21 protein-coding genes are annotated in these 24634 nt (G+C 61.8%); 15 read left to right on the forward strand and 6 right to left on the reverse strand.

All coding sequences use genetic code 11. The annotated features are described in order from the left end of the window. The first annotated feature begins 70 nt into the window (after positions 1-70). The 3 genes from RG540_RS33435 to RG540_RS01305 all read left to right on the forward strand — a co-directional run bounded on the left by RG540_RS33435 (position 71) and on the right by RG540_RS01305 (position 2268). Complete coding sequence (locus tag RG540_RS33435; protein WP_255761379.1) at positions 71-202, forward strand: hypothetical protein; 132 nt, start codon at positions 71-73, stop codon at positions 200-202. 380 nt (positions 203-582) lie between these two features. Next, the gene (rirA, locus tag RG540_RS01300) at positions 583-1065 is read left to right on the forward strand and encodes an iron-responsive transcriptional regulator RirA (protein WP_038583827.1); all 483 of its coding nucleotides are present in this window, start codon (positions 583-585) and stop codon (positions 1063-1065) included. Positions 1066-1236: 171 nt separating this feature from the next. Beyond that, positions 1237-2268, forward strand: a complete 1032-nt coding sequence (locus tag RG540_RS01305) for an AbrB family transcriptional regulator (protein ID WP_038583830.1) — start codon at positions 1237-1239, stop codon at positions 2266-2268. A gap of 3 nt (positions 2269-2271) precedes the next feature. Here the strand turns inward: RG540_RS01305 and RG540_RS01310 are convergent, their stop codons facing one another. Further along, a complete protein-coding gene (locus RG540_RS01310; RefSeq protein WP_038583831.1) occupies positions 2272-3510 on the reverse strand; it encodes a TadE/TadG family type IV pilus assembly protein in 1239 nt (412 codons plus the stop codon). A gap of 170 nt (positions 3511-3680) precedes the next feature. Here RG540_RS01310 and RG540_RS01315 point away from each other — a divergent pair, with 170 nt between their 5' ends. Together RG540_RS01315 and RG540_RS01320 are read left to right on the forward strand one after the other, a co-directional pair. Next, on the forward strand, positions 3681-4211 hold the full coding sequence (locus RG540_RS01315) for a gluconokinase (RefSeq protein ID WP_038583833.1): 531 nt from the start codon (positions 3681-3683) through the stop codon (positions 4209-4211). Between the two features lie 217 nt (positions 4212-4428). Further along, positions 4429-5085 (forward strand): TetR/AcrR family transcriptional regulator, encoded by a 657-nt coding sequence (locus RG540_RS01320; protein WP_038583835.1) that lies wholly within the window; start codon positions 4429-4431, stop codon positions 5083-5085. Positions 5086-5093: 8 nt separating this feature from the next. On the opposite strand, the gene RG540_RS01325 is transcribed toward RG540_RS01320, so the two are convergent. Beyond that, positions 5094-6404 carry an NAD(P)/FAD-dependent oxidoreductase gene (locus RG540_RS01325; protein WP_038583838.1) on the reverse strand — a complete coding sequence of 437 codons (1311 nt, stop codon included), beginning with the start codon at positions 6402-6404 and terminating at the stop codon, positions 5094-5096. A 113-nt stretch (positions 6405-6517) separates the two neighbouring features. Beyond that, positions 6518-7765, reverse strand: coding sequence for an NAD(P)/FAD-dependent oxidoreductase (locus tag RG540_RS01330; protein ID WP_038583841.1), 1248 nt, complete (start codon positions 7763-7765; stop codon positions 6518-6520). Positions 7766-8260: 495 nt separating this feature from the next. Here RG540_RS01330 and RG540_RS01335 point away from each other — a divergent pair, with 495 nt between their 5' ends. The 10 genes from RG540_RS01335 to RG540_RS01375 all read left to right on the forward strand — a co-directional run bounded on the left by RG540_RS01335 (position 8261) and on the right by RG540_RS01375 (position 20718). Further along, a complete protein-coding gene (locus RG540_RS01335; RefSeq protein ID WP_007760774.1) occupies positions 8261-8350 on the forward strand; it encodes a K(+)-transporting ATPase subunit F in 90 nt (29 codons plus the stop codon). A 66-nt stretch (positions 8351-8416) separates the two neighbouring features. Further along, positions 8417-10132, forward strand: coding sequence for a potassium-transporting ATPase subunit KdpA (gene kdpA, locus RG540_RS01340; protein ID WP_038583844.1), 1716 nt, complete (start codon positions 8417-8419; stop codon positions 10130-10132). A 21-nt stretch (positions 10133-10153) separates the two neighbouring features. Continuing rightward, positions 10154-10306 carry a hypothetical protein gene (locus RG540_RS32200; protein ID WP_155414613.1) on the forward strand — a complete coding sequence of 51 codons (153 nt, stop codon included), beginning with the start codon at positions 10154-10156 and terminating at the stop codon, positions 10304-10306. 57 nt (positions 10307-10363) lie between these two features. Then, positions 10364-12451, forward strand: coding sequence for a potassium-transporting ATPase subunit KdpB (kdpB, locus tag RG540_RS01345; protein WP_038583845.1), 2088 nt, complete (start codon positions 10364-10366; stop codon positions 12449-12451). A 12-nt stretch (positions 12452-12463) separates the two neighbouring features. Beyond that, positions 12464-13033 carry a potassium-transporting ATPase subunit KdpC gene (kdpC, locus tag RG540_RS01350; RefSeq protein ID WP_038583848.1) on the forward strand — a complete coding sequence of 190 codons (570 nt, stop codon included), beginning with the start codon at positions 12464-12466 and terminating at the stop codon, positions 13031-13033. Between the two features lie 162 nt (positions 13034-13195). Continuing rightward, the gene (locus tag RG540_RS01355) at positions 13196-15901 is read left to right on the forward strand and encodes a sensor histidine kinase (RefSeq protein ID WP_038583850.1); all 2706 of its coding nucleotides are present in this window, start codon (positions 13196-13198) and stop codon (positions 15899-15901) included. After that, a complete protein-coding gene (locus RG540_RS01360; protein WP_038583852.1) occupies positions 15898-16590 on the forward strand; it encodes a response regulator transcription factor in 693 nt (230 codons plus the stop codon). The genes RG540_RS01355 and RG540_RS01360 overlap by 4 nt, the downstream gene beginning before the upstream one ends. 32 nt (positions 16591-16622) lie before the next feature. Then, positions 16623-17072, forward strand: a complete 450-nt coding sequence (locus RG540_RS01365; protein WP_038583854.1) for a PTS sugar transporter subunit IIA — start codon at positions 16623-16625, stop codon at positions 17070-17072. 112 nt (positions 17073-17184) lie between these two features. Further along, positions 17185-19092, forward strand: a complete 1908-nt coding sequence (locus RG540_RS01370; protein WP_038583856.1) for a diguanylate cyclase — start codon at positions 17185-17187, stop codon at positions 19090-19092. A gap of 165 nt (positions 19093-19257) precedes the next feature. Then, the gene (locus RG540_RS01375; protein WP_038583858.1) at positions 19258-20718 is read left to right on the forward strand and encodes an MFS transporter; all 1461 of its coding nucleotides are present in this window, start codon (positions 19258-19260) and stop codon (positions 20716-20718) included. A 60-nt stretch (positions 20719-20778) separates the two neighbouring features. On the opposite strand, the gene msrA is transcribed toward RG540_RS01375, so the two are convergent. The 3 genes from msrA to RG540_RS01390 form a co-directional block, all read right to left on the reverse strand. Further along, entirely contained in the window at positions 20779-21507 is a 729-nt protein-coding gene (gene msrA, locus RG540_RS01380) for a peptide-methionine (S)-S-oxide reductase MsrA (RefSeq protein ID WP_038583859.1), read from the reverse strand. A 43-nt stretch (positions 21508-21550) separates the two neighbouring features. Next, positions 21551-22045 carry a peptide-methionine (R)-S-oxide reductase MsrB gene (gene msrB, locus RG540_RS01385; protein WP_038540003.1) on the reverse strand — a complete coding sequence of 165 codons (495 nt, stop codon included), beginning with the start codon at positions 22043-22045 and terminating at the stop codon, positions 21551-21553. Between the two features lie 171 nt (positions 22046-22216). Next, positions 22217-24610 (reverse strand): phosphoketolase family protein, encoded by a 2394-nt coding sequence (locus tag RG540_RS01390; RefSeq protein ID WP_038583861.1) that lies wholly within the window; start codon positions 24608-24610, stop codon positions 22217-22219. Positions 24611-24634: the final 24 nt, after the last annotated feature.

Raw genomic sequence — 24634 nt, forward strand, 5'->3', positions numbered from 1 at the left:
TGATCCATAGCCACCATTGACGTATCCGCAGACTATTCTAATTTAGCTTGCGGAGTAGGAGTGGGGATGTATGTCCATGGTGTACGAGTGGGATGCGAAGCGTGCCCGCCGCGCGTATCTGGCGAGGATCGGCCTTAGCCTGCTGGCTGCAATGGTGGTGGTCGCAGTCCCCACCTGGGTGGCGATCTCGATGACCGGTTGACGCCGGCCGGAACTCTTCCGACGAGCCGCCGCCGAGCCTGAGCCGGCTTCGCGCAGGGCCATCAAAACTTCATGCAGGTCGCGTGATATCGTTGGCAATCCTTGCGCAGCCTGTTCGGCGCGGCCAGACGTCTTCCTTCGGCAGAGCGCCAAAGGTCTGCCTGGGAGAGCCCGCGCCAGTCTGCCCGGGCCGCTGTTCCGGCTTGAACCCCAGCCTTCCGGGTCGTCGTTTGTGTGGACGAGCAATTCATCGCTTTAAATCCGTTCCGATGGAGGCAAGCTGCCTCACGTCGGAAACTTGATGACGATTTTCTTATTTTGGAATTGTTCAAAACTAGGGAAGCCATTATATAAGGCGGGTACGAGTCTCGGGAGACCAGCATGCGCTTGACCAAACAGACGAATTACGCAGTACGGATGCTGATGTATTGTGCCGCCAACGAAGGCCACCTGAGCCGCATTCCCGAGATTGCCAGGGCCTATGGCGTTTCCGAACTCTTCCTCTTCAAGATCCTCCAGCCCCTCACGAAGGCCGGTCTGGTGGAAACCGTGCGTGGTCGCAACGGTGGCGTAAGGCTTGGCCGAGCTGCTGACCGCATCACTCTGTTCGATGTCATCAAGGTCACCGAAGATAGTTTCGCCATGGCGGAATGCTTCGAAGAGGGAGTTGCGGAATGCCCGCTTGTTGACAGCTGCGGCCTGAACGCTGCGCTTCGCAAGGCGCTCAACGCTTTCTTCGATGTGCTCGCCGAATACACGATCGACGACCTCGTTAAGGCGCGCCCGCAGATCAATTTCCTGCTGGGCATCGATATGCTGCATCTGCCAAAGGCCATCCCGAAGGTCGTCGCGCCGGCCGCCTGATCTTGCCCGCTGATGCTTATTGAAGGCGCCGCCATTGAGGTTGGCGCCTTTTTGCTATCCGCCGTATGCCGCAGAAGAGGTTGACCTCGCGCGCATTTGCAATAGAAGGGGACGAGGCGTTTTGCTGGCTTTTGTCAGTTTTCCTTCCTGTGGCGCCTTCAGGATCAAGCCATGCCCCTTTCGGAATTGCGCGTATTCGCGCTGACTGCGCTGATCGGCACTGCCGGTGCGCTGATCGCAATTCTCATTGCTTTTCCAGCCCCTTACCTCATCGGCCCGGCAATCGCGATCACCATTGCGGGACTTGCGGGGCTGAACCTGGCGGTGCCGGCGCAGGTCCGCAACGTCTGTTTCATCATCGTCGGCGTGTCGATGGGGGCGACTGTCACGCCGGAGGTGATCGTCGCGGCGCGCACCTGGCCTTTGAGTTTCGTCATGGTGCTCGTGGCGGTCGTCATCCTGCTCTATGTGAGTTCGTGGGTGCTGCAGCGGTTCTTCCACTATGACCGGATCACCGCGCTGCTCGCCTCCTCCCCCGGCCATCTGAGCTATGTGCTGAGCCTCGCCGCCGAAACCCGCTGCGACCTGCGCGCCGTCAGCGTCGGCCAGAGCGTGCGCGTGCTGGCGCTGACGATTACGGTCCCGCTGATCGTGGAAATCTTCGATCTTGTCGGCACCGACCCGGTTCTGGTGCCTTTGGCGATGAGCGCGCCTGTTCTCATCGCCATGCTTATCGTCTCGGCGCTGTTCGGCTTGCTGTTCATACGCTGGAATTTTCCGGCAGCGCTGCTGCTCGGCGGCGTCGTGGTATCGATCGCCACGCATGTGACCGGGTTCATCAACGGCGGAGTTCCGAACTGGCTGCTGGTTCCGACCTATGTCATACTCGGTTCGGTCATCGGCACGCGTTTCTGCGGCGTGTCGATCCGCGAATTGCGCACCGCCTTCGTGGCTGGCGGCGTCGTGACCGTGGTCGTCATCGTGCTGGCAGCGGCGATTGCCGGCAGTGTTTCCTATCTGACCGGCGTACCGCTCGACGCGGCATTGATCGCCTTCGCGCCGGGCGGGCTGGAAACCATGTCGGCGATGGCGGTGATGCTGCACGCCGACCCCACCTATGTCGGCGCTCATCACGTGCTTCGGCTGATGTTCCTGTCGGTGCTGATGCCGGTCGTGCTCGGCAAGGGCGCGCGGCAGCGTTGAGCGTCAGTTGACGAGGCGCACCGATGTAATTTCGGAACCTGTCCCGCTATCAGCCCCCGTATAGGGTTCGATCTGCCAGTTCGCGGAGTTCATGATCATCGTATTGACCACCAGTGTAATGAGGTTCGACTGATTGGTGGTCGAATTGTAGACGACGTCCCGGTTCGGAAGATGGATGACTCCCTTAAGCGTCTCGCCGTTGGAGCCGTTGAAGATGTACTGTTGCTTGCGGCCGTTGTTGGCGACATCGCTGGTCTTTTCGAACATCAGGATGCCCTTGTAGGTGCCGCTGGTCGGCGCCGATGCGGTGAAGCTCAAGGCGCCATTGGCGCGGATTTCGCTGTCGGTATCGGGGAAATAGAAGGTTACGCCTTCCGCGACGACCGTCGAACCGGAATTGATGATCATCCGGCCCTTGATGATATGAAGGCCGGGTTTGAACGTGATCTTCGGCGATCCGTTGAAGGTCGTTGCGCAATGGACGCCTGGGGCCATGTCCTGCACCGCTCCGTCCTTTGTGCCGCTGGTGGTGCAGGTCGAGGAGACGGTCGGCTCGGCGATGCCGACGGCATAGGGATCGCCAGATACCTTGCAGCCGGGTTTCAGGTTGCTGAGCGTCCCGCCGTTCTTGATGTATTGGGTGCCGGCGACGCAGAAGCTGGGCGTATCGATCGTCGCGCCGCTGTTCATGATGAAGGCCGGGTTTTGGGTCGAACTGACCTCCACGCCGCATTTCTCCGAATGCACGTTGGCGCCCGAATTGATCAGGACGGCCTGCGTCGTGTTGCCGAGCACGTAGATGCACGCGCCGGAAGGTTTCGGGTTCCTGTTCGCGATCGCGGTGGATTGGACCTTGACGTCGATGGTGTGGATGCCGAGCAGACCAAGGAAATTCGTCGGCACGCCTTGGGCATAGGTGCCCGTCAGGCTGCCATCGGCATTTCCGGCGACGATGAGTGCGGTGTCGAGGTCGGTGTCTTCCGGTACCGTATCGGTCAGAAAGCGCAGCGCTTCCCGGCGCTGACTTGCAATATCGGGTTTCGCAACAGCGCTGAGCAAGGCCGCATCGAGGGCACCCTGCAGGCGGCCGCGTTCGAATGAGGCCTGGGCAAAATCGATCGCGCCACCGGCGGTCGTGACGAGGAGCGGCATCGCCAGGGCAGTGGCTATCGCAAAATTGCCGCCTGTATCGCGTAGGATATGATAAAGGCGTAACGCAATATTGTCGATGAGTCGCCGCATGATCGTGGGTTCCCGGTTGGGTTCGGTGAGTGCAGAATGCGCTTCAAGGTCAGCCCTTTTATCGCAGCGCCTCTAAAGTTCCCGTAAGAGAATTGGAAAACCTGAAGTTAACCTCGGCTCCTGTATTTCGGTTTTCCCGCCCCTGAACATGGTCCCAATGGAAGTTAATCATGCCCCCGATCGAACCCTCGTCTCCTCTCGCAATCGTCATCATGGGTGTCAGCGGATCGGGGAAGACATCGGTGGGCGAACATCTCGCCGCGCGTCTCGGCTGCGCGTTCGTGGAGGGTGATCGCCTGCATCCGGAGGCGAATGTCGCCAAGATGGCGAAGGGCATTCCGCTGACCGACGACGACCGCTGGCCCTGGCTCGATCTCGTCGGCAACGAACTGGCCACGGCAAGGGGGCGCGGCCAAAGCGTGGTCGTCTCGTGTTCGGCGCTCAAACAAACCTATCGAGATCGTTTGCGGCGGGAGGCCGGCGGCACGCTCTATTTCGTCTTTCTCACGGGCGACCCCAAGGTTCTTGAACAACGGATGGGCGCGCGTACCGGCCATTTCATGCCGACATCACTGCTTCAGAGCCAGCTTGGAACCCTTGAAAGCCCTGAGCATGAGGCCGGGGTGATAACGGTCGACATCGATGCAAGTGTCGATACCATCGTCAGCAAGGCTTTCGATGGTATTACCAGGCTCATTTGAGGATAGATAATAGGATTTAGCCTCTTGATTTCTCCGATGTTCTGTCTTGTGCATCGCCGTGGAAAGTATTCTAAAAATTACCAGTCATTGTGATCCGATGCTCTTCGGGCGCCGTATAAATAACAGTTTTGCGTTCAAGCAATTCCGCCTGACTTGCCGGAGGTTCCTCCGGGACGACAGGGAGCAGTTGACAGGTGTTTGAGGAGACGGTTTGCGGATGCCAGATTCGACGCAAGGACCCGGGCGGGGTTCCCTTCGCCGGGTGCCGAAACAGGAGCGGAGCCGCGAGCGCATCGATGAGATCCTGAAAGTGTCGATGCAGCTGATCGGCCAGAAGGGCATAGACGCAGTGACCATGAAGGAGATAGCCGCCCTTTCCGGCGGGCCTATCGCATCGGTCTATCAGTATTTCCCGAACAAGTCCGCCATCATCGCAACGCTCTACGAGCGTTACGTCGAAGAGGTTCGTTCTTTTGTCGCAGAGCAGATCGGAAAGATCGCCACGGCCGAAGACGCTTTGCAGGCACCGGCCGCACTTTTCGATTTATACTACTATAACATGCGGGAAAGGCCGTCGCTCCAGGATCTCCTGAATGCCATCCAGGCGGACAAAGCGCTTGCTGATCTGGATATTGCCGAGACCCGCTTTCAGGCTGATGTATTCTACAAGGCCACCGAGCCTTTCGTGGAAGAACCGCTTCGCGAAAACTATGCACGGGCGCTTCTGGTGATGTTTCATCTGTCGGGCGCTACCATGCGGCTTGCCCTCATGGTTCCCGAAGACGAAGCCGCTGCGGCCGTGGCGCAGTTCAAGTCGATCATTCGCGCCCAGGCGACCTATTATTTCACCGGCAGCTTCCCGGATTCTCTCTGATCCCTTGATCAGATGCCCAGCCGGTCACGCAAGCCATACCACCAGGCACCGAGCACCGTGAGCGGCACCCGGAACGTCTGCCCACCCGGAAAGGGCAGGTTGGGTAGCGATGACCAGATGTCGAAGCGTTCCGCATGGCCGGCGACTGCCTCGCCCAGGATCTTGCCGAGCAGGTGCGTGGTGGTCACCCCGTGGCCACTGTCGCCGTGCGAGAAATAGACCTTGTCCGACAGTCTCCCCATATGCGGGATACGTGTGAGGGTGAGCGCGAAATTGCCGCTCCATGCATAGTCGATTTTTACATCCTTCAGCTGCGGAAACGTCTTCAGCATGTTGGGGCGGATGACCCCCGTGAGGTCGCTCGGGTCGTGGCCGCCATATCCGATGCCGCCGCCATAGAGTAGCCGATTGTCCGCGGTGCGCCTGTAGTAGTCGAGAATATAGTTGGCATCCTCGACGCAGTAATTGGCCGGCAGCAGGCTTTCGATCAGCGCGGCGTCGAGCGGTTCCGTCGCCATCACCTGGCTGGAAACCGGCATCATCCGGCCGCTGATCTCTGGAAACTGCGGGGAAAGATAAGCATTACCGCAGACCAGCACATACGAGGCCTTTACCGAACCCCTCTCGGTTCGCGTCACCGGTTTTTCGCCAGTGTCTAAGCCGGTCACGCGCGAGGCTTCGAAGACGCGCCCGCCAAGGCTTTCGAACGCCGCTGCTTCCCCGAGCACGAGATTGAGAGGGTGGATGTGGCCGCCGAGCCTGTCGATCATGCCGCCGGCATACCGGTCGGTCTTTACATACCGTCCGACCTCGGCCTTCGAGACCATCTCCAGTCCGCCGTGGCCATATCTCTCCCAATCGGCCTTGTGATGCGCCATCTCGCGGATCTGCTTGTCCGTGAAGGCCGCGAAGAAGCCGCCATGCACCAGATCACAGTCAATCCCGTATTTCGCCACCCGGCTGCGGATGATCTCGCCGCCTTCGAGCGACATCGCGCCGAGCTTTACCGCCTTGTCGCGGCCATAACGGCCGGCAATGGTTTCAAGATCACGGCTGCAGCCGTTGACGATCTGGCCGCCATTGCGGCCGGACGCGCCGAAGCCGATGCGCTCCGCCTCCAGCACCACGACGGAATATCCGCGCTCCGCAAGTTCCAGCGCCGCGGAAATCCCTGTGAAGCCGGCGCCGACGACGCAGACATCCGCTTCTATCGCCCCGTCAAGGGCAGGGCGGACACGCTTGTCCTTTGCCGAAGCCGCGTACCAGGAATTCGTGTGGCGGGGATTGTCGCTTGTCTTGCCCCGATCTTCGCTGATCATAAATGCCATCTCACACCGTCCGGACATAGGCGTCGCATTCGGCGTTCGCCACGCGCAAGGCAAACTCCGACAGTTCCTGCTGCCCGCGGGCCAATGCGCGCTTTTAGGTAGAGCTAGGCGTTGAAGCGCTCCGGACGATAAGCCGAGATGTCGATCAATGTCTTCTGCCCCGTGATCGCCTCGGCAATCACCTGGCCGGTCACCGGACCCAGCGTCAGGCCGTGATGTGCATGACCGAACGCGAACCACAGGCCGTCGTGCCGGGGCGCCTTGCCGATGACGGGCATCATGTCCGGCGTGCAGGGGCGGGCGCCCATCCACGGCTCTTGGTCGAGCCGCTCAGCGAGCGGGAAGATACTGCGTGCCACGGCTTCGGCGCGTTCCAGCTGAACAGGCGTCTTCGGCGCATCGCGGCGGGCGAATTCCGCGCCCGTCGTCAGGCGGATGCCCTGGTTCATCGGGGCCAGGAAATAGCCGCGCTCCGCATCCATGGTCCAGCCGTTGAGCTTGGCATTGCCCTTTGCCGAATAGTGCATGTGGTAGCCGCGCTTGACGCCGACCAGGAAATTGTAGCCGAGCGGCTTTGTGACCGTGTCGGACCAGGGCCCAAGCGCCACCACCACATCCTTGGCTTCCACCGTGCCGTCGCCCGCGACGATCCTCCAGCCGGTCTTGGTCTGCGACAGGCTCTTGGCATCACCCTTCAGCACGCGGCCGCCGAGGCTTTCGAACAGTTTTACATAGGCTCGCGTCAGCGCCAGCGGGTCCTTGACCGACCAGGGATCTTCCCAGCGCAGGCCGCCGACGAAATCGGTGGAAAGATTGGGTTCCTGCGCGGCGATATCGGCAGGCGAAAGTTCCTTGAAGGCGACGCCGTATTCCTTGCGGAGCCGCTCGGCCTCGCCGATCTCGCCGTCATGCTTGGCGCGGGTGCGGAACACCTCCGTCCAGCCGTTCTTGGCGATCAGATCCTGGGCTCCGGCTTCCTCGATCAGCTCGTTATGGGTCGCGATCGAGTGCTCGATCAGCGGCGCGTAGGCGCGGGCGATCAGCTGGTGGCGGGTCAGGTTCGAATGCCACCAGTATTTCGCCAGGAACGAGGTGACCGAGGGAATGGCTTTCCAGTGAAAATGCGCGTCGATGCGGTTGTTGAGCGCATAACGCAGGATCAGTCCGAACTGCTGAGGAAAACCGTAGGGCACGACACCCTCGCGCTGGATCAGGCCGGCATTGCCGTAGGAGGTCTCCATCCCGGGTTCTTTCCGGTCGACGAGTACCACCGATTTGCCGCGCCGGGCGAGCTGCAATGCCGTCGAAACGCCGATGATGCCGGCTCCCAGCACGATCGCATCTGCTGTCATGATCTGAATTCCATTTCCCAAGTCTTTTATAGTTCGAGGATTTCGAACATGCCGCCCGGAATGCTGCGGCGCAAATGAAAAATCGCGGTTGCATATATGGATTCCCTATTTCTTCGCATCGTCCCTCCAATTGGCCTTGTGGGACGTCGCTGCCTTTTTGGATCGCGCCTAGGCTTCGATGGCGACCGATGCAGCCGGAACGAGTGAAATTCCTATAGGATTTTTATTTCTTTCCTCTGCGCTCCGTCTCGAACCCCTATGCGGTCCCGCCGCATATTAGGGTCAGAGAGATCGCAAAAGATCATCTCCAAAGCCGGAAAGCATCAAGGTGCCGTCTTTCAGGGATGGCACCCCTTTGTCTTGTCTGGCCTCGCCTTAACAACAGGAGTCCAGATCAATGTTGGACGTCATTCTACTCGGCACCGCAGTCGTCTTTTTTGGTCTCTGCTTTGCCTATACCCGCGCCTGCGACAGGCTTTGAAGGGAGAAGCACCGATGATCCTCGATTATGTCCTGAGCGGTGCCGTGACCGTGTTCCTCACCGTCTACCTCACCTACGCTCTCATTCGCCCCGAACGCTTCTGAAAAAGAACGCTTTTGAAAAGAACTGGCGCTTCCAGCCAAGCAGCCGGGTATTGAAAGTTAACCCAAATGACCCTCAACGGATGGCTTCAGATCCTGCTTTTTTGCGGGATCATCATCGCGCTCGTCAAACCGCTCGGCGGTTACATGACGCGTGTCTTTTCAGGCGAGCGCACTTTCCTGTCACCCGTCCTCGTTCCGATCGAACGGGGACTTTATGCCATGGCCGGCACCAGCGAACGCGAAGACCAGCATTGGACCTCCTATGCCTTCTCGCTGCTGATGTTCAACCTGTTCGGCGTCATCGTGCTCTATGCGATGATGCGCCTGCAGGCCGGCTTGCCTTATAATCCGGCCGGCATGAGCGCCGTTCCGCCCGAGCTTTCCTTCAACACCGCCGTCAGTTTCGTCAGCAATACCAACTGGCAGAACTATGGCGGCGAAAGCACCATGTCGTATCTCACCCAGATGGTCGGCCTCAACGTGCAGAACTTCCTGTCCGCCGCGACCGGCATGGCGATCGCCGTCGGCCTGATCCGCGCCTTTTCACGAGCCTCCGGTCCAGGGGCTAGGAAAACGATCGGCAATTTCTGGGTCGATATGACCCGCGCGACGCTCTATATCCTGCTGCCGATCTGCATCGTGCTGACGCTGGTCTACGTCTATCTCGGCGTGCCGCAGACGCTCGGGCCCTATGTCGAAGCGACGACGCTGGAAGGCGCCAAGCAGACAATCGCGCTCGGCCCGGTCGCCTCGCAGCTTGCCATCAAGATGCTCGGCACCAATGGCGGCGGTTTCTTCAACGCCAACTCGGCCCACCCGTTCGAGAACCCCGACAACATCTCCAACATGATCCAGATGCTGTCGATCTTCGCGATCGGTGCTGCCTTCACCAACGTCTTCGGCCGCATGGTCGGCAACCAGCGTCAGGGCTGGGCGATCCTCGCATCGATGGGCATCCTGTTCATCGCCGGCGTTGGCATCACCTACTGGGCAGAAGCTGCCGGTAATCCGCTGATGCATGCCTTCGGTCTTGAAGGTGGCAACATGGAAGGCAAGGAAGTCCGCTTCGGCGTCGCCATGTCCTCGCTGTTTGCGGTCATCACCACTGCGGCTTCCTGCGGCGCGGTCAATGCCATGCACGGCTCGTTCACGGCACTCGGCGGCCTGATCCCGCTCATCAACATGCAGCTCGGCGAAGTCATCGTCGGCGGCGTCGGCGCGGGTTTCTACGGCATTATCCTCTTCATCATCGTCGCCGTCTTCGTGGCAGGCCTCATGGTCGGCCGTACGCCGGAATATCTCGGCAAGAAGATCGAGGCGAAGGAAATGAAGATGGCCGTGCTTGCCATCCTCTGCCTGCCGCTTGCCATGCTGGTGTTCACCGCGATCGCCACGGTGCTGCCGTCCGCAGTCGCCTCGATCGGCACCGCTGGCCCGCACGGCTTCTCCGAAATCCTCTACGCCTATACGTCGGCTGCGGCCAACAACGGCTCGGCTTTCGGCGGGCTGACGGGCAACACGCCCTGGTACAACGTGACGCTCGGCATCGGCATGCTGATGGGCCGCTTCCTGGTCATCATCCCGGCACTTGCTATCGCAGGCTCGCTGGTCGCCAAGAAAACGGTTCCGGCCTCGGCAGGCACCTTCCCGACCGACGGCCCGCTCTTCGTCGGCCTGCTCGTCGGCACGATCCTGATCGTCGGCGGCCTCACCTTCATGCCCGCCCTGGCACTCGGCCCGGTCGTCGAACACCTGGTCATGATCGCCGGCCAGACCTTCTGAGGTACCGAGGGGAGCAATGCCATGAGCATCCGCAAAGCCCTCCGCAGACAGTCCACCCTTGCCTCGCAGAAGCGAGGCAAGGGTGAGCAGAGCCCCTACGGATCCTATGCAATTTTTATCATGACGGCGGTCATTCTTGCCGTTGTCCTCGTGATCGAAGTCTTGCGCGGCTGATCGACCCTTCGTCGCCCCGATTGACAAGCCAACTCATTTTCAACGCTGGAGTCTCTTATGAGCCAGTTAAAATCCGCGAGCATCATGGATACTCGCATCCTCATTCCGGCCGCAGGCGATGCTTTCAAGAAGCTCAACCCGCGGACCCTTGCCCGGAACCCGGTCATGTTCGTCGTGGCCACGGTCTCGGTCCTGACGACCGTCCTGTTCCTCCGCGATCTCGCGGCCGGCAACGGCAATCTCGGTTTCTCCTTCCAGATCAACATCTGGCTCTGGTTCACCGTGCTGTTCGCCAACTTCGCCGAAGCGGTCGCGGAAGGCCGCGGCAAGGCGCAGGCGGATTCGCTGCGCAAGGCCCGCACCGAAACCCAGGCCAAGCTGCTCTTGGGCAGCGACCGCACCCAGTACAAGATGGTTGCCGGTACGAGCCTCAAGGTCGGTGACGTCGTCCTCGTCGAGCCGGGCGACATCATTCCCTCCGATGGGGAAGTCATCGAGGGCGTCGCCTCGGTCAACGAAGCGGCGATCACCGGTGAGAGCGCCCCGGTCATCCGCGAATCCGGCGGCGACCGCTCGGCCGTGACCGGCGGCACGCAGGTGCTGTCCGACTGGATCCGCGTCCGCATCACGGCCGCTGCCGGCTCGACCTTCCTCGACCGGATGATCTCGCTCGTCGAGGGCGCCGAGCGCCAGAAGACGCCGAACGAGATTGCGCTCAACATCCTTCTCGCCGGCATGACGCTGATCTTCGTGCTCGCCACCGCAACGATCCCGAGCTTCGCGATCTATGCCGGCGGCTCGATCCCGATCATCATCCTCGTCGCCTTGTTCGTGACGTTGATCCCGACCACGATCGGCGCGCTGCTGTCGGCGATCGGAATCGCCGGCATGGACCGTCTCGTCCGCTTCAACGTGCTCGCCATGTCCGGCCGCGCGGTGGAAGCTGCCGGCGACGTCGATACGCTGCTCCTCGACAAGACCGGCACGATCACGCTCGGCAACCGCCAGGCCACCTCGTTTCGCCCGGTCCGCGGCGTCTCCGAACAGGATCTCGCCGATGGGGCCCAGCTCGCTTCGCTCGCCGATGAGACGCCGGAAGGCCGTTCTATTGTCGTGCTCGCCAAGGAGAAATACGCGATCCGCGGCCGCGACATGGCAAGCCTCAAGGCAACTTTCGTTCCCTTTACCGCCCAGACCCGCATGAGCGGCGTCGATCTCGAAGGCTCCCGGATCCGCAAGGGTGCCGTCGATGCAGTGCTCGCCTATGTCGGCTCGGGCACAATGCCGGTCTCCGGCAATGCGGCGATCGCCGCCAGCCCGCAATCCGATATCGTGCGCGAGCTGCAGGCGATCGCCGACGAAATCGCCAAGGCCGGCGGCACCCCGCTTGCCGTAGCCCGTGACGGAAAGCTGCTCGGCGTCGTCCAGTTGAAGGACATCGTCAAGGGCGGCATCCGCGAGCGTTTCGCTGAACTGCGCCGCATGGGCATCCGCACCGTGATGATCACCGGCGACAACCCGATGACGGCCGCAGCGATTGCTGCCGAAGCTGGCGTCGACGACTTCCTTGCCCAGGCGACGCCTGAGAACAAGCTGACGCTGATCCGCGAGGAACAGGCCAAGGGTAAGCTCGTCGCCATGTGCGGCGACGGCACCAACGATGCGCCGGCACTCGCTCAGGCCGATGTCGGCGTCGCCATGAACACCGGCACGGTGGCCGCCCGCGAGGCGGGCAACATGGTCGACCTCGACAGCGACCCGACCAAGCTCATCGAGATCGTCGAGATCGGCAAGCAGCTCCTCATGACCCGCGGCGCGCTGACCACGTTTTCGATTGCCAACGACATCGCCAAGTATTTTGCCATCATACCGGCGATGTTCCTGACCTTCTATCCGCAGCTCGGCGTGCTCAACATCATGGGGCTGGCCACGCCGCAAAGCGCCATCCTGTCGGCGATCATCTTCAACGCACTGATCATCATCGCGTTGATCCCGCTGTCGCTGAAGGGCGTCAGATACCGTGCCATTGGCGCCGGCGCGCTGCTGTCCCGCAACCTGCTCGTCTACGGTCTCGGTGGCATCATCGTCCCCTTCATCGGCATCAAGGCGATCGACATGATCATCACCGCGATCGGTCTCGCTTAAGGAGAAATGACAATGTTCAAGCAACTTCGCCCTGCGATCGTCATGATCGTCGCCACCACGGCCATTACCGGCCTGATCTACCCCTTCGCCATGACCGGCATCGCCCAGGCCGTTTTCCCCGCCCAGGCAAATGGCAGCCTGATCGAGAAGGACGGAACCGTTGTCGGTTCGGCCCTGATCGGCCAGGTATTCACCAGCGACCAGTATTTCCATGGTCGCCCGTCGGCCGCCGGCGACGGCTACAACGCCGCCTCGTCCTCCGGCTCCAACCTCGGCCCGACCAGCGCCAAGCTGATCGACCGGGTGAAGACGGACTACGAAGCCGCGAAGGCCACCAACCCGAACGCGGACGTGCCGATCGACCTCGTCACCGCATCCGGCAGCGGCCTCGACCCGCATGTCTCGCCGGAAGCCGCCTACTTCCAGGTGCCGCGCGTCGCCAAGGCACGGCAAATGGACGAGGCAGCGGTTCGCGCGCTTGTGGACCAGCATGTCGAAAGCCGCGAACTCGGGTTCCTCGGCGAACCTGTGGTCAATGTGCTTGCGTTGAATATGGCGCTTGATGCTCCTATGACTCGGTGAAGGGACGGAGTACCCCTCATCCGCCTGCCGGCACCTTCTCCCCGAGGGGAGAAGATATATGCCGCGGCGTCGCCGTTCCTCCTCTCCCCTCGGGGAGAGGGTGGCCGAGCGCAGCGGAGGCCGGGTGAGGGTGGCGCCACCCACTGACACGAAAGACCAAGCATGCCCGACGACAGTCGCGAGAGTGAGAACAGGCCTTCGCCGGATGCGCTTCTGGAGCATGCCGAGCGTGAGGCGCGCGGGCGGCTGAAGATTTTTCTGGGAGCGGCGCCCGGCGTCGGCAAGACCTACGAGATGCTGATGTCCGGCCGCGCCCGGAAAGTCGATGGTCTCGATGTGGTGATCGGCGTGGTCGAAACCCACGGCCGCCAGGAAACCGAGGCGCTGGTCGAGGGCTTCGAGATCGTACCCCGCAAGGCGATCGACTATCGTGGCCAGCAGCTCGACGAAATGGACCTCGACGCCATTCTCGCGCGCCGCCCCGCTCTGGTCCTGGTCGACGAACTCGCCCATACCAACGCCGCCGGAAGCCGCCATCCGAAGCGTTACATGGATGTGCAGGAAATCCTCGGCCAAGGTATCGACGTCTATTCGACCCTTAACATCCAGCATGTCGAGAGCCTGAACGACGTGGTGGCACAGATCACCCGTGTCCGGGTACGCGAGACGGTGCCGGACAGCATCATCGACCGGGCCGACGACGTCGAAATCATCGACATCACCCCCGACGACCTCATCAAGCGGCTGAACGACGGCAAGGTCTATGTGCCGCAGACGGCGCGGCGTGCCATCGAGAACTACTTTTCCCCCGGCAATCTGACGGCACTGCGCGAACTGGCGCTGCGCCGCACCGCCCAGCGGGTGGACGAGCAGCTTTTGAACCATATGCAGGCGCATGCCATTTCCGGCCCCTGGGCGGCCGGCGATCGGGTGCTTGTCTGCCTCGACCACGGCAGGAACGGCGCGAGCCTAGTGCGGTACGCGCGCCGCCAGGCCGATCGCCTGCGGGCGCCATGGGCGGCGCTGCATCTCGAAACGCCGCAGTCGGTCAATCTGCCCGAACAGGACAAGGACCGGCTGGCGGCCAACATGCGGCTGGCCGAACAACTCGGCGGTGAGACCGTGACGCTGCCGGCGCTGCAGCCGTCGCGCGAGATCATCGCTTATGCCAACGCCAACAACTTCACCCATATCGTCGTCGGACGCCCGGCCAGACCGCGCTGGCGGCAGATCTTGCAGGGGTCGGTCACCTATGACCTGATCCGCTATGCGGGCGATATCAGCGTCCATGTCATCTCCGGCGACACCAAGGAAGGCGAACCGAAACGTGGCCTGAAGGCGGCGCAGCTGCCCAAGGCTTTCCGCTTCAAGCCCTATGTCAAAAGTACGATCTTTGTGGCTCTCGCGATCATCGCCGGTGCTGCGCTCGACCAGACGCTCGACGTCCGCAACCTTGCCCTCGTTTTCCTGATGGCGGTGCTGGCGGCCGCGGTGCGCGGCGGGCTGGGGCCGGGCCTGTTCGCCTCGGTGGCCGGGGCGCTCTCCTTCAACTTCTTTTTTCTCGAACCGCGCTACACGTTTACGGTCCGGGATCCGGAAAGCCTGGTGGCGCTGTTCTTTTATCTTGGCGTCGCGGTCGTCGCTTCCAACCTGACGGCGGCCGTGCAGCGCCAAGCGGCGGCGGCTCGCCAGCGGGCACGCACCACCGAAGACCTCTATCTCTTCTCGAAGAAACTCGCCGGCACCGGCACATTGGACGACGTGCTCTGGGCGACCGCCTTCCAGATAGCCTCGATGCTGAAAGTCCGCGTCGTCATCCTGCTGCCGGAGAATGGCTCGATCGCCGTCAAGGCCGGTTATCCGCCGGACGACACGCTGGTGGATGCGGATATCGCTGCCGCCAAATGGGCCTGGGAGCACAACCGCCCGGCCGGCCGCGCCGCCGATACGCTGCCTGGGGCAAAACGTCTCTATCTGCCGATGCGCACCGGCCGCGAAGCTGTCGGCGTCATCGGTCTCGACAACGACAAGCAGGGACCATTGCTCACCCCCGAACAGCAGCGGCTGTTCGATGCGCTGACAGATCAGGCAGCGTTGGCGATCGAGCGCATCCAGCTGGTCTCCGACGTCGACAAGGCCAAGCTCGCCGCCGAGACAGACCGCCTGCGCACCGCGCTGCTCACCTCGATCTCGCACGACCTGAAGACGCCGCTTGCCGCGATCATGGGGTCGGCGGGCACGCTCAAGGATTTTGGCGCCGACATTCCGGAAGAAGCGCGTGCCGAACTGCTGACCAGCGTCGTCGACGAATCCGAGCGGCTGAACCGTTTCATCTCCAACCTGCTCGATATGACCCGCATCGGCTCCGGCGCCATGGAGCCGAACTACGCCTTTCATTTCGCCGGCGATATCGTTGGCACGGCCTTGAGCCGGGCGGCGAAGATCGTCTCCGCCCACAAGCTCAATGTCGGCATTCCCGCCGACATGCCGATGCTGAAGGTCGATCCGGTCCTGTTCGAGCAGGTTCTGTTCAACCTCATCGACAATGCCGCCAAGTACGCGCCCGAAGACACGGTCATCGATATCCGTGGCTGGCAGGATGGCGGTTCAATTCTTATCTCGGTGATGGATGAAGGACCGGGCATCCCGCCCGACGATCTGGAGCGCATCTTCGATAGTTTCTATCGGGTGCGGAAGGGCGACCATGTGCGGGCCGGCACGGGGCTTGGCCTTTCCATCTGCCGCGGCTTCATCGAGGCCATGGGCGGCACGATCAGGGCGTCCAACCGATCTGATCGTCCCGGTGCGATCTTTACGATCCGAATGCCGGTTCCGGCCGAAACGCCGATTCTGGGAGAACAGGAATGACCAATACAGCGGTGCGCGTCCTGATCGTCGATGACGAGCCGCCGATCCGCAAGCTCTTGCGCGTGGGCCTCTCCACCCAGGGTTATGCCGTCAGTGAGGCGATGAACGCCAAGGTCGCGATTGATCTCGTCAAGTCCGAGAAGCCGGACCTGATCATCCTCGATCTCGGCCTGCCGGATATGCCGGGCCATGATCTGCTGGCCAGATGGCGGGGCGAGGGGCTGGATCTGCCGATCGTCATCCTCTCCAGTCGCACCGACGAGGCCGGCATCGTCAAGGCGCTCGAACTCGGCGCCGACGACTATGTGGCGAAACCCTTCGGCATGAACGAACTCGTCGCCCGCATCCGCGTGGCGCTGCGCCATCGGATGCAGACACAGGGCGAAAAACCAGTCTTCCAGACCGGCGAGCTTTCGGTCGACCTCGTCAAGCGCATCGTCAAGGTTGCCGACAAGGAGATCAAGCTGTCGCCGAAGGAATACGACATCCTGCGCATCCTGGTGCAGCATGCGGGCAAAGTCCTGACCCATCGGTTCCTCCTCGAACATGTCTGGGACGGCCTGACTGATGTGCAGTACCTGCGTGTTTATGTGCGCCAGCTTCGCCAGAAGATCGAGAAAGCGCCCGATCAGCCGCAATACATCCTGACCGAGACCGGCGTCGGTTATCGGTTGCACGAAGGCCAATAGGCGCTGCGATTTCCATCAATGGACATGACCCCATGAAACTTCGGGATTATCTCCCGCCGGAGAATATCGTGCTGGATCTGGCGCCGCCGTCGAAGGCGATCCTGATCCGGCAACTCGCCGCGCTGGCCGCCGAAAGGCTGGGGCTCGATGCCGGCGAGATCGTCCGGGTGCTGACCAATCGAGAGACCCTGGGTTCGACGGGGATCGGTGCCGGCATTGCCATTCCGCATGCAAACGTGCAGGGCCTCGATCGGCATTTCTGCCTTTTCGCGCGGCTGGCGAAGCCGGTCGATTTCGAGGCGGTGGACGATCTGCCAGTCGATCTTGTCTTCCTGCTTCTCAATCCGGAAAACCGCCCCGACCATCTGAACATCTTGTCCTGCATCGCGCGGCGCGTGCGTGAAGAGGAGGTGGCTGCAGCCATTCGGCGAGCTACCGGTGTGCAGGACGTTCATTCGAGGCTTTGCCCAGCAATTCCATGATTAAAATACAGGTAAGTTGGATTAGGCGAACGTAAACGACTTCTTCCTAATGTCCTTGACCGGCGGATCGCAACTCCTGGGGCGCCCTGTTGCGTCGGTTTGGGAGAGAGAGATGATAGGTGCAATCAAATTCCTGCCCGCCAGGACGTTTGCCGCCGTTGCATTTGCCGTCTCCGGCTTCGTCGGCCTGATCGCCTGGGGAGAATATTCCAGCTGGAGGTCCCAGGTCGCCGGCATCGAGGCGGGCCTGGTCCAGACGGCCAAGGCGTTGGTGCAACATGCCGACGACACGGTCGACATGGCGAGGTTTCCGCTGGCGGCCCTGATCACCCGGATCGAGCAGGAACGCGACGTGGTGGACATGCCGGCAAAGATCACCCAGGTGATGAAACGCCAGGTCGATACCACCCCTTGGCTCGACGCCCTCGCCGTCATCGATGCCGATGGCAAAATGGTCGCGACATCGTCTTCGATCGACGCCAGCGGCATGAATTTTTCGGACAGGGAGTATTTTGTATTCCACCAATCCTCCGACATGCAGGAACCCGTATTGGGCAGGCCGTTGAAGAACAAGTTGAACGGACAGTGGATATTGCCCGTCACGCAAAGGATCAGCAACCCGGACGGAAGTTTCGGCGGCGTTGCGCTGGCGGCATTCATCCTCACCGAATTGACCAGTTTCTTTCAGGGCTTCAGCCTGGGCAGTGAGGGTTCGTTCCTGTTGGTTCGCCGCGACGGCGTCGTCCTGGCGCGTGCCCCATTCCTCCAGACACAGCTGGGATCGAGCATCTCGAACTACGATCTGTTCACGGACCATCTCCGCCAACGGCATTCCGGTTCCTATCACTACGTCTCTCCGATTGATGGCCTGCAACGGATAGGCGGCTTTTCTCAGAGCGAGCGCAGCGGCCTGGTCGGGCTTGCTGCCGTATCCCAGTCCGAAGCGCTGGCGACCTGGATGAAGGGCGCGCGAATACGCTGGATTGCCTGCCTTATCCTGGTGGCGATCACCGGCTTCCTGGTCTGGCGCTGGCGGCGGCAGGTAATGTTGCGGCGGGCGAGCGAGGCGCTGCTGGTAGCGCGCGAAGCGGAATTCCGCCTGCTTGCGGAAGGTTCAGCCGACCTGATCCAGCGCTTCAACGGCCATGGGATCAGGGAATATCTGTCGCCATCCGTCCGGGAGATATTCGGCGTCGACGCCGAGACGATGCTTGGCACTCATATTCTCGAGAACCTGCATGAGGACGATCACGGTGCCGTCGCAGAGGTCATGGCCCGGCTGCGGGAAGGGTCGACCAGGGAAAACATGATCGTCCGGCGCAAACGGGCCGACGGCAAGCAGATCTGGCTCGAAACCACTTTGAACAGGCTGCCGGGCGGCACCGGCGGTACCGATATCCGCATTGTTGCCGTCACACGCGACGTCACGCGCCAGAAGAGCCTCCAGGAAGAGCTGGATGTGCTCGCCAATACCGACGAACTTACCCAGCTCGCCAATCGCCGCTCCTTCAACATCCATTTCGAGGACATGGTGCTGCAGGCAGCACAGCAACACGCGCCGCTCTCCCTTCTGATGATCGACGCGGACCACTTCAAGCTGTTCAACGATACCTATGGCCACGCCTCCGGCGACGACTGTCTGCGTGCGGTTTCCAACGTCGTGCGCGGTTCGATCCGCCGGTCGAAGGATCTCGCCGCTCGTTATGGCGGCGAGGAACTTGCGGTCCTGTTGCCGGATACGAATGGCGCCGGTGCGTTGAAGGCAGCGGAAAACATCCGCCAGCGCGTCGCCGGCCTTCAATTGCCACACGAGAAGAACCTTCCCTGGGGGCACGTGACGATCAGCATAGGCACCGCGACTTTCTATCCCGCAGCAGGCGCCAAGCTGACAACTGCGGAACTGTTCGAGCGCGCCGACTATGCGCTCTACCGGGCAAAAAACAACGGTCGCAATCAGGTCGCGGCCGGCGGGGACGAGGCGGCCAGGCCAACCGTCCGGCCGGAAATCAAGTCCGTCTGACCGCCTGCCACGCTCACGGCCCCGTTACATCCTTGATAAATGCCAGATTTCGCGCTTGACGCCAGCCCGGAGGGGAATACTAAGAAACATCCCCCACCGACGGCCGTTTGACCGCCGAACATCCATCCCTATCGTGTTCGCCCCGCGGCGTTCCCAGGTGAATCCATGACAAATCCAAGCTCCAACCGGGCGCTCGTCATTGCGGCCGTCATGGCAAGCATGGCGATGATCGCAATCGAGGCGACGATCGTCTCGACGGCCATGCCGCAGATCGCCGCCCAGCTCGGTCAATTGAACCTCTATAGCTGGGTCTTCTCTTCCTTCCTGCTGGCACAGACCGCGATGACCGTGGTGTTCGGCAAGCTCTCCGATATCTACGGCCGCAAGCCGATCATCCTGTTCGGTACGGCGGTTTTCCTGATCGCCTCCGTTCTGGCAGGTTTCGCCTGGTCAATGCCGTCGATGATCGCCTTCCGGCTGTTGCAGGGCGTCGGTGCCGGTGCGATCCAGCCGGTCATCATGACCGTCGTCGGCGATCTGTATCCGGGGGCGGAACGTGGCAAGGTCCAGGGATATCTGGCCAGCGTCTGGGCGCTTTCTGCGGTCGTCGGGCCGCTGCTCGGCAGCATCATCGTCCACAGCCTGCCCTGGGCCTGGGTGTTCTGGATCAACGTGCCGATCGGCATCATGTCGGCGATTGGCTTCATCATATACCTGCACGAAGAAAAGCAGACCCGGACGGCATCGATCGACTTTCTGGGAGCAGGCCTCTTCGCCGTGGCCATTTCCGCGCTGATGATCGCACTCACCGAAACCGAAGGCGCCACCGGCTATCTGTTCGTTTCGCTGGCGATCTTCCTCGTCAGCTTCCTGCTGTTCATCTGGCAGGAGCGGCGCGCCTCGGCCCCGATGGTTTCCCTGGAACTCTGGCTGAAGCGGCCGATCGCTTTTGCCAATACGGCGGTCTTTCTTTCCAGCATGGCGATCATGGGGCTGACGACCTTTCTGCCGATGTACGTGCAGACGGTGCTTAACCGCTCGCCGCTGGTGGCCGGTTTCACGCTAACCATGCTGCTGGTCGGCTGGCCGAGCGGCGGGACCTTCGCCTCGCGGATGTTCCCGCGCTTCGGACTGCGGCCGCTGATGATCGCCGGCAGCCTCTTCGTTCCGGTCGGGGCGTTTCTCCTGGTGCTGCTGACGCCGGAAAGCTCGCCTGTCCAGGCAGGCGCCGGCTCGCTCCTGATGGGCTTCGGCATGGGCCTGCTCAATATCTCAGGCCTGGTGATCATCCAGGACAATGTCGGCTGGTCAGAACGCGGCAGCGCGACCGCCTCCAACGTCTTTTCCCGCAATCTCGGCAGCACGCTCGGCGCAGCACTTCTCGGCGCCGTCCTGACCTACGGGCTTGCCAATTCGGTCGCGGGGCCGATCACGTCCGATCAGTTGCGCGATCTGCTGCAGGGCGTCGGCGGCGGACTTGCGGCCGGTTCGCCCATCCGGTCCGCACTTCAGCATGCGCTGCATATGACCTTCATCGCGATGTTCCTGATCACTGCGCTCATCATCGTCGCCTGCCTCTGCGTGCCCGGTGTGACGAAGCGCACCGAGGCGGTGCAGGAAAGCTGAGGCTTTCGAGGCGCCGCTATCGCCGTACGGGCGGCGATAGCGGAATTGTACCCTTGGGTCTCAGTTGCCGATGCCGGCCTGCGCGACCAGAACCGGTTTGTCGCGGTAGTCGCTCGGGAACAGCTTCTTCAGGTTCTCGATCTTCGGCAGGTCGTTATAGACGATATAGGGGTAGGTAGGGTTCTGGGTCAGGAAGTCCTGATGGTAGGCTTCCGCCGGATAGAAGGCCTTGCCCGGTTCAATGGTCGTAGCAATCGCCGCATGGAAGATTTTGGCCTTGTTGAGCTGGTCGATATAGGCCTTGGCGACGCGGGCCTGATCCTCGCTGGTCGGGAAGACCGTCGAGCGATACTGCGTACCGGTATCCGGCCCCTGGCGGTTGAGCTGGGTCGGATCATGCGCGACCGAGAAATAGATCTGCAGCAGGTGCCCGTAGGTGACCTTTTTCGGGTCGAAGGTTACCCGGACCGATTCCGCATGGCCCGTCTTGCCGTAACCGACCGTCTCGTAGGCGGCGGTATCCTTGGCGCCGCCGGCATATCCGGAGACAGCGTTCTTGACACCTTCGACATGCTGGAACACGCCCTGGACACCCCAGAAACAGCCGCCGGCGAAGATGGCGGTTTCGGTCGCAGCCGTGCTCGCCGCCTGGTCGATCGCCGGAGCGGGGATGGCAATTCCCTCCTCGGCCGTGGCGTTGGTGGTCGCGCCGAAGGTCAGCCCGGCCAGGACCAGCGCCGCGCCGGCAAAGGCGGTGAGAGTATAGGGTGTTTTCGTTCTGTTTTTCATGGCGGTCTCCTCAACCGAAGTGAAAGAAGGATAGGGCGGCGGATCAGGCCGATACGGCACGGAATTTCATGACCGCGCCGTTCATGCAGTAGCGCAGGCCGGTCGGCTTCGGTCCATCGTCGAAGACATGGCCGAGATGGCCTCCGCAACGGGCGCAATGAACGGCGACGCGGACCATGCCGAGCGTCGTGTCGCTTACCGTGCCGACGGCGTCCTTGAGGGGCGCCCAGAAGCTCGGCCAGCCGGTGCCGCTTTCGAATTTCGTTTCCGACGAGAAAAGCGCCTGATCACAGCCGACGCAGGCGAACGTGCCCTTGCGGTGTTCATTGAGGAGCGCGCTGCTGCCGGGATATTCGGTGCCTTCCTCGCGCAGGATATTGTACTGCTCCGGCGTCAAAAGCTTGCGCCACTCGTCCGCCGTATGGGTCACGGGGAAACTGTTGCCAGCCGCCGCGAACGTCGAGCGGATGCTCGCGGCCAGAGGGACTACGGCGAGTGCCAGCGCGCTGCCGGCCAGGAATATGCGTCTGTTCATCATGGCGGAACCTCCCGGTCCATAATCTGCTTTCCTGCATGATTACGGAAGAGGCGTTCGGTTGGTTACACACATCGCCGGGAAACACCGAAACGTGATCTCGCGTCGAAAGCCAAGCTTCCCGAACCGGGTGAAGGCCCCGACCCGGAGGTCAGAACCTTCGTGGATACCGCATCAGCGCGCCGGCCATTTCCATTTCTGGATTTCCGGCATGTCCTCGCCATGTTCGCGGACATAACGGGTATGTTCGTCAAGCTTGCTCTTCAGCATCTCGACCACGCTGGCGGCCTTTTCCTCAAGCCCCGGAACGCGCTCGATGGCCTCGATGGCGAGGTGGAACCGGTCGAGTTCGTTCAGCACCGTCATGTCGAAGGGCGTCGTCGTCGTGCCTTCCTCGATGAAGCCGCGCACATGGATGTTCTGGTGGTTGGTGCGTTTGTAGGTCAGCCGGTGGATGAGGTAGGGATAGCCGTGATAGGCGAAGATCACCGGCCGGTCGGTGGTGAACAATCGGTCGAATTCTTCGTCCGGCAGTCCGTGCGGATGCTGGTCCTGAGATTGCAGGGCGAGCAGGTCGACGACATTGACGACGCGGATCCTCAAGTCGGGGATCGCTTCGCGCAACAGGGAGACTGCCGCAAGCGTCTCCAGGGTCGGCACGTCGCCGGCGCAGGCCATCACCACGTCCGGCTCGACCGCGCCGCTCTCGTTGCCTGCCCAGTCCCAGATGCCGATGCCGGCTTCGCAATGCCGGATCGCCTCATCCATCGTCAGCCATTGCGGCTCGGGCTGCTTGCCGGCAACGATGACGTTGACGCGGTCCCAGGTCTTCAGGCAGTGGTCGCCGATCCATAGAAGCGTATTGGCATCCGGCGGCAGGTAGATGCGCACGATATCCGCCTTCTTGTTGGCGACGAGATCGACGAAGCCGGGGTCCTGGTGGGAGAAGCCGTTGTGGTCCTGCCGCCAGACATGCGAGGTCAGCAGGTAGTTGAGCGAGGAAACGGGCTTGCGCCACGGCAGCTCGCGCGACACTTTCAGCCACTTGGCGTGCTGGTTGAACATCGAATCGACGATGTGGATGAAGGCCTCGTAGCACGAGAAGAAGCCGTGCCGGCCGGTCAGCAGATAACCTTCCAGCCAGCCCTGGCAGAGATGCTCGGAAAGCACCTCCATCACCCGGCCGTCGCGCGACAGATGTACGTCGTAGGGCTCGATCCTTTCCATCCAGACACGGTCGGTGACCTCGAAGACATTGCCGAGCCGGTTCGACTCGGTCTCGTCGGGGCCGAAGATCCGGAAGTTGGAATTAATATCGTTGAGCTTCAGCACGTCGCGCAGGTATCTGCCGAGGATTTCCGTCGTCTGGACCATGTCGGCACCTCGCGTCTTCACAGGTACCGCATAGGCGCGGATGTCGGGCACGATGAGTTCCTTGCGGACGAGGCCGCCATTGGCATGCGGGTTGGCCCCCATGCGGCGTTCTCCCCCCGGCGAGAGCGCGCGTAGCTCCTCCTTCAGCCGGCCATTGCCGTCGAAGAGGTCTTCTGGGTCATAGCTCCGCATCCAGTCCTCGAGGATCTTGCGGTGACCGTCATCCTCGCGGCAGCCCGAGACCGGCACCTGATGGGCGCGCCAGAAACCTTCGACCATCTTGCCGTCGACCTCCTTCGGCCCGGTCCAGCCTTTCGGGCTGCGCAGCACGATCATCGGCCAGCGCGGGCAGGCTTCGGGCGCCTTGCCCGCGCGGGCTTGGCCCTGGATCGCCCGGATGCGGTCGAAGGCAGCGTGGAAGGTCGCGGCCATCTGCCGGTGCATCTTGTCCGGTTCGTGACCTTCCACGAAGAAAGGCTCATAGCCGTAACCGCGGAAAAGATGGTCGATATCCTCGTCGGCCATGCGGCCGAGCAGCGTCGGGTTGGCGATCTTGTAGCCGTTGAGATGCAGGATCGGCAGCACGGCACCGTCGCGGGCAGGGTTCAGGAACTTGTTCGAATGCCAACTCGCGGCAAGCGGCCCGGTTTCGGCCTCGCCGTCGCCGACGACGCAGGCGACGACGAGGTCCGGATTGTCGAAGGCCGCGCCGAAGGCGTGCACCAGCGCGTAGCCGAGTTCGCCGCCCTCATGGATGGAACCGGGCGTTTCCGGCGCCGCATGGCTCGGAATGCCGCCCGGGAACGAGAACTGCCGGAACAGTTTTCGCATACCGGCCGTGTCCTCGCCGATCTCCGGATAAATCTCGCTATAGCTGCCTTCGAGATAGGTGCTGGCGACCATGCCCGGCCCGCCATGGCCGGGACCGCAGACATAGATCATGCTGAGATCGCGGTTGCGGATGATCCGGTTGAGATGCGCATAGATGAAGTTGAGGCCGGGCGTGGTGCCCCAGTGGCCGAGCAACCGCGGCTTGATATGCTCCGGCTTCAGCGGCTCTTTCAAGAGCGGGTTGTCGAGCAGATAGATCTGCCCGACGGAGAGATAGTTCGCCGCCCGCCAGTAGCGGTCGATGAGCGCCAGTTCCTCCGCCGTCGTCTCATGGTTTTCCGGCTCGATGGTCTTGAGTTGCATCTCATTCTCCTTCGATAGGTCGAC

Origin of the sequence: Neorhizobium galegae bv. orientalis str. HAMBI 540, assembly GCF_000731315.1 — a bacterium.
Lineage (GTDB): Bacteria > Pseudomonadota > Alphaproteobacteria > Rhizobiales > Rhizobiaceae > Neorhizobium > Neorhizobium galegae.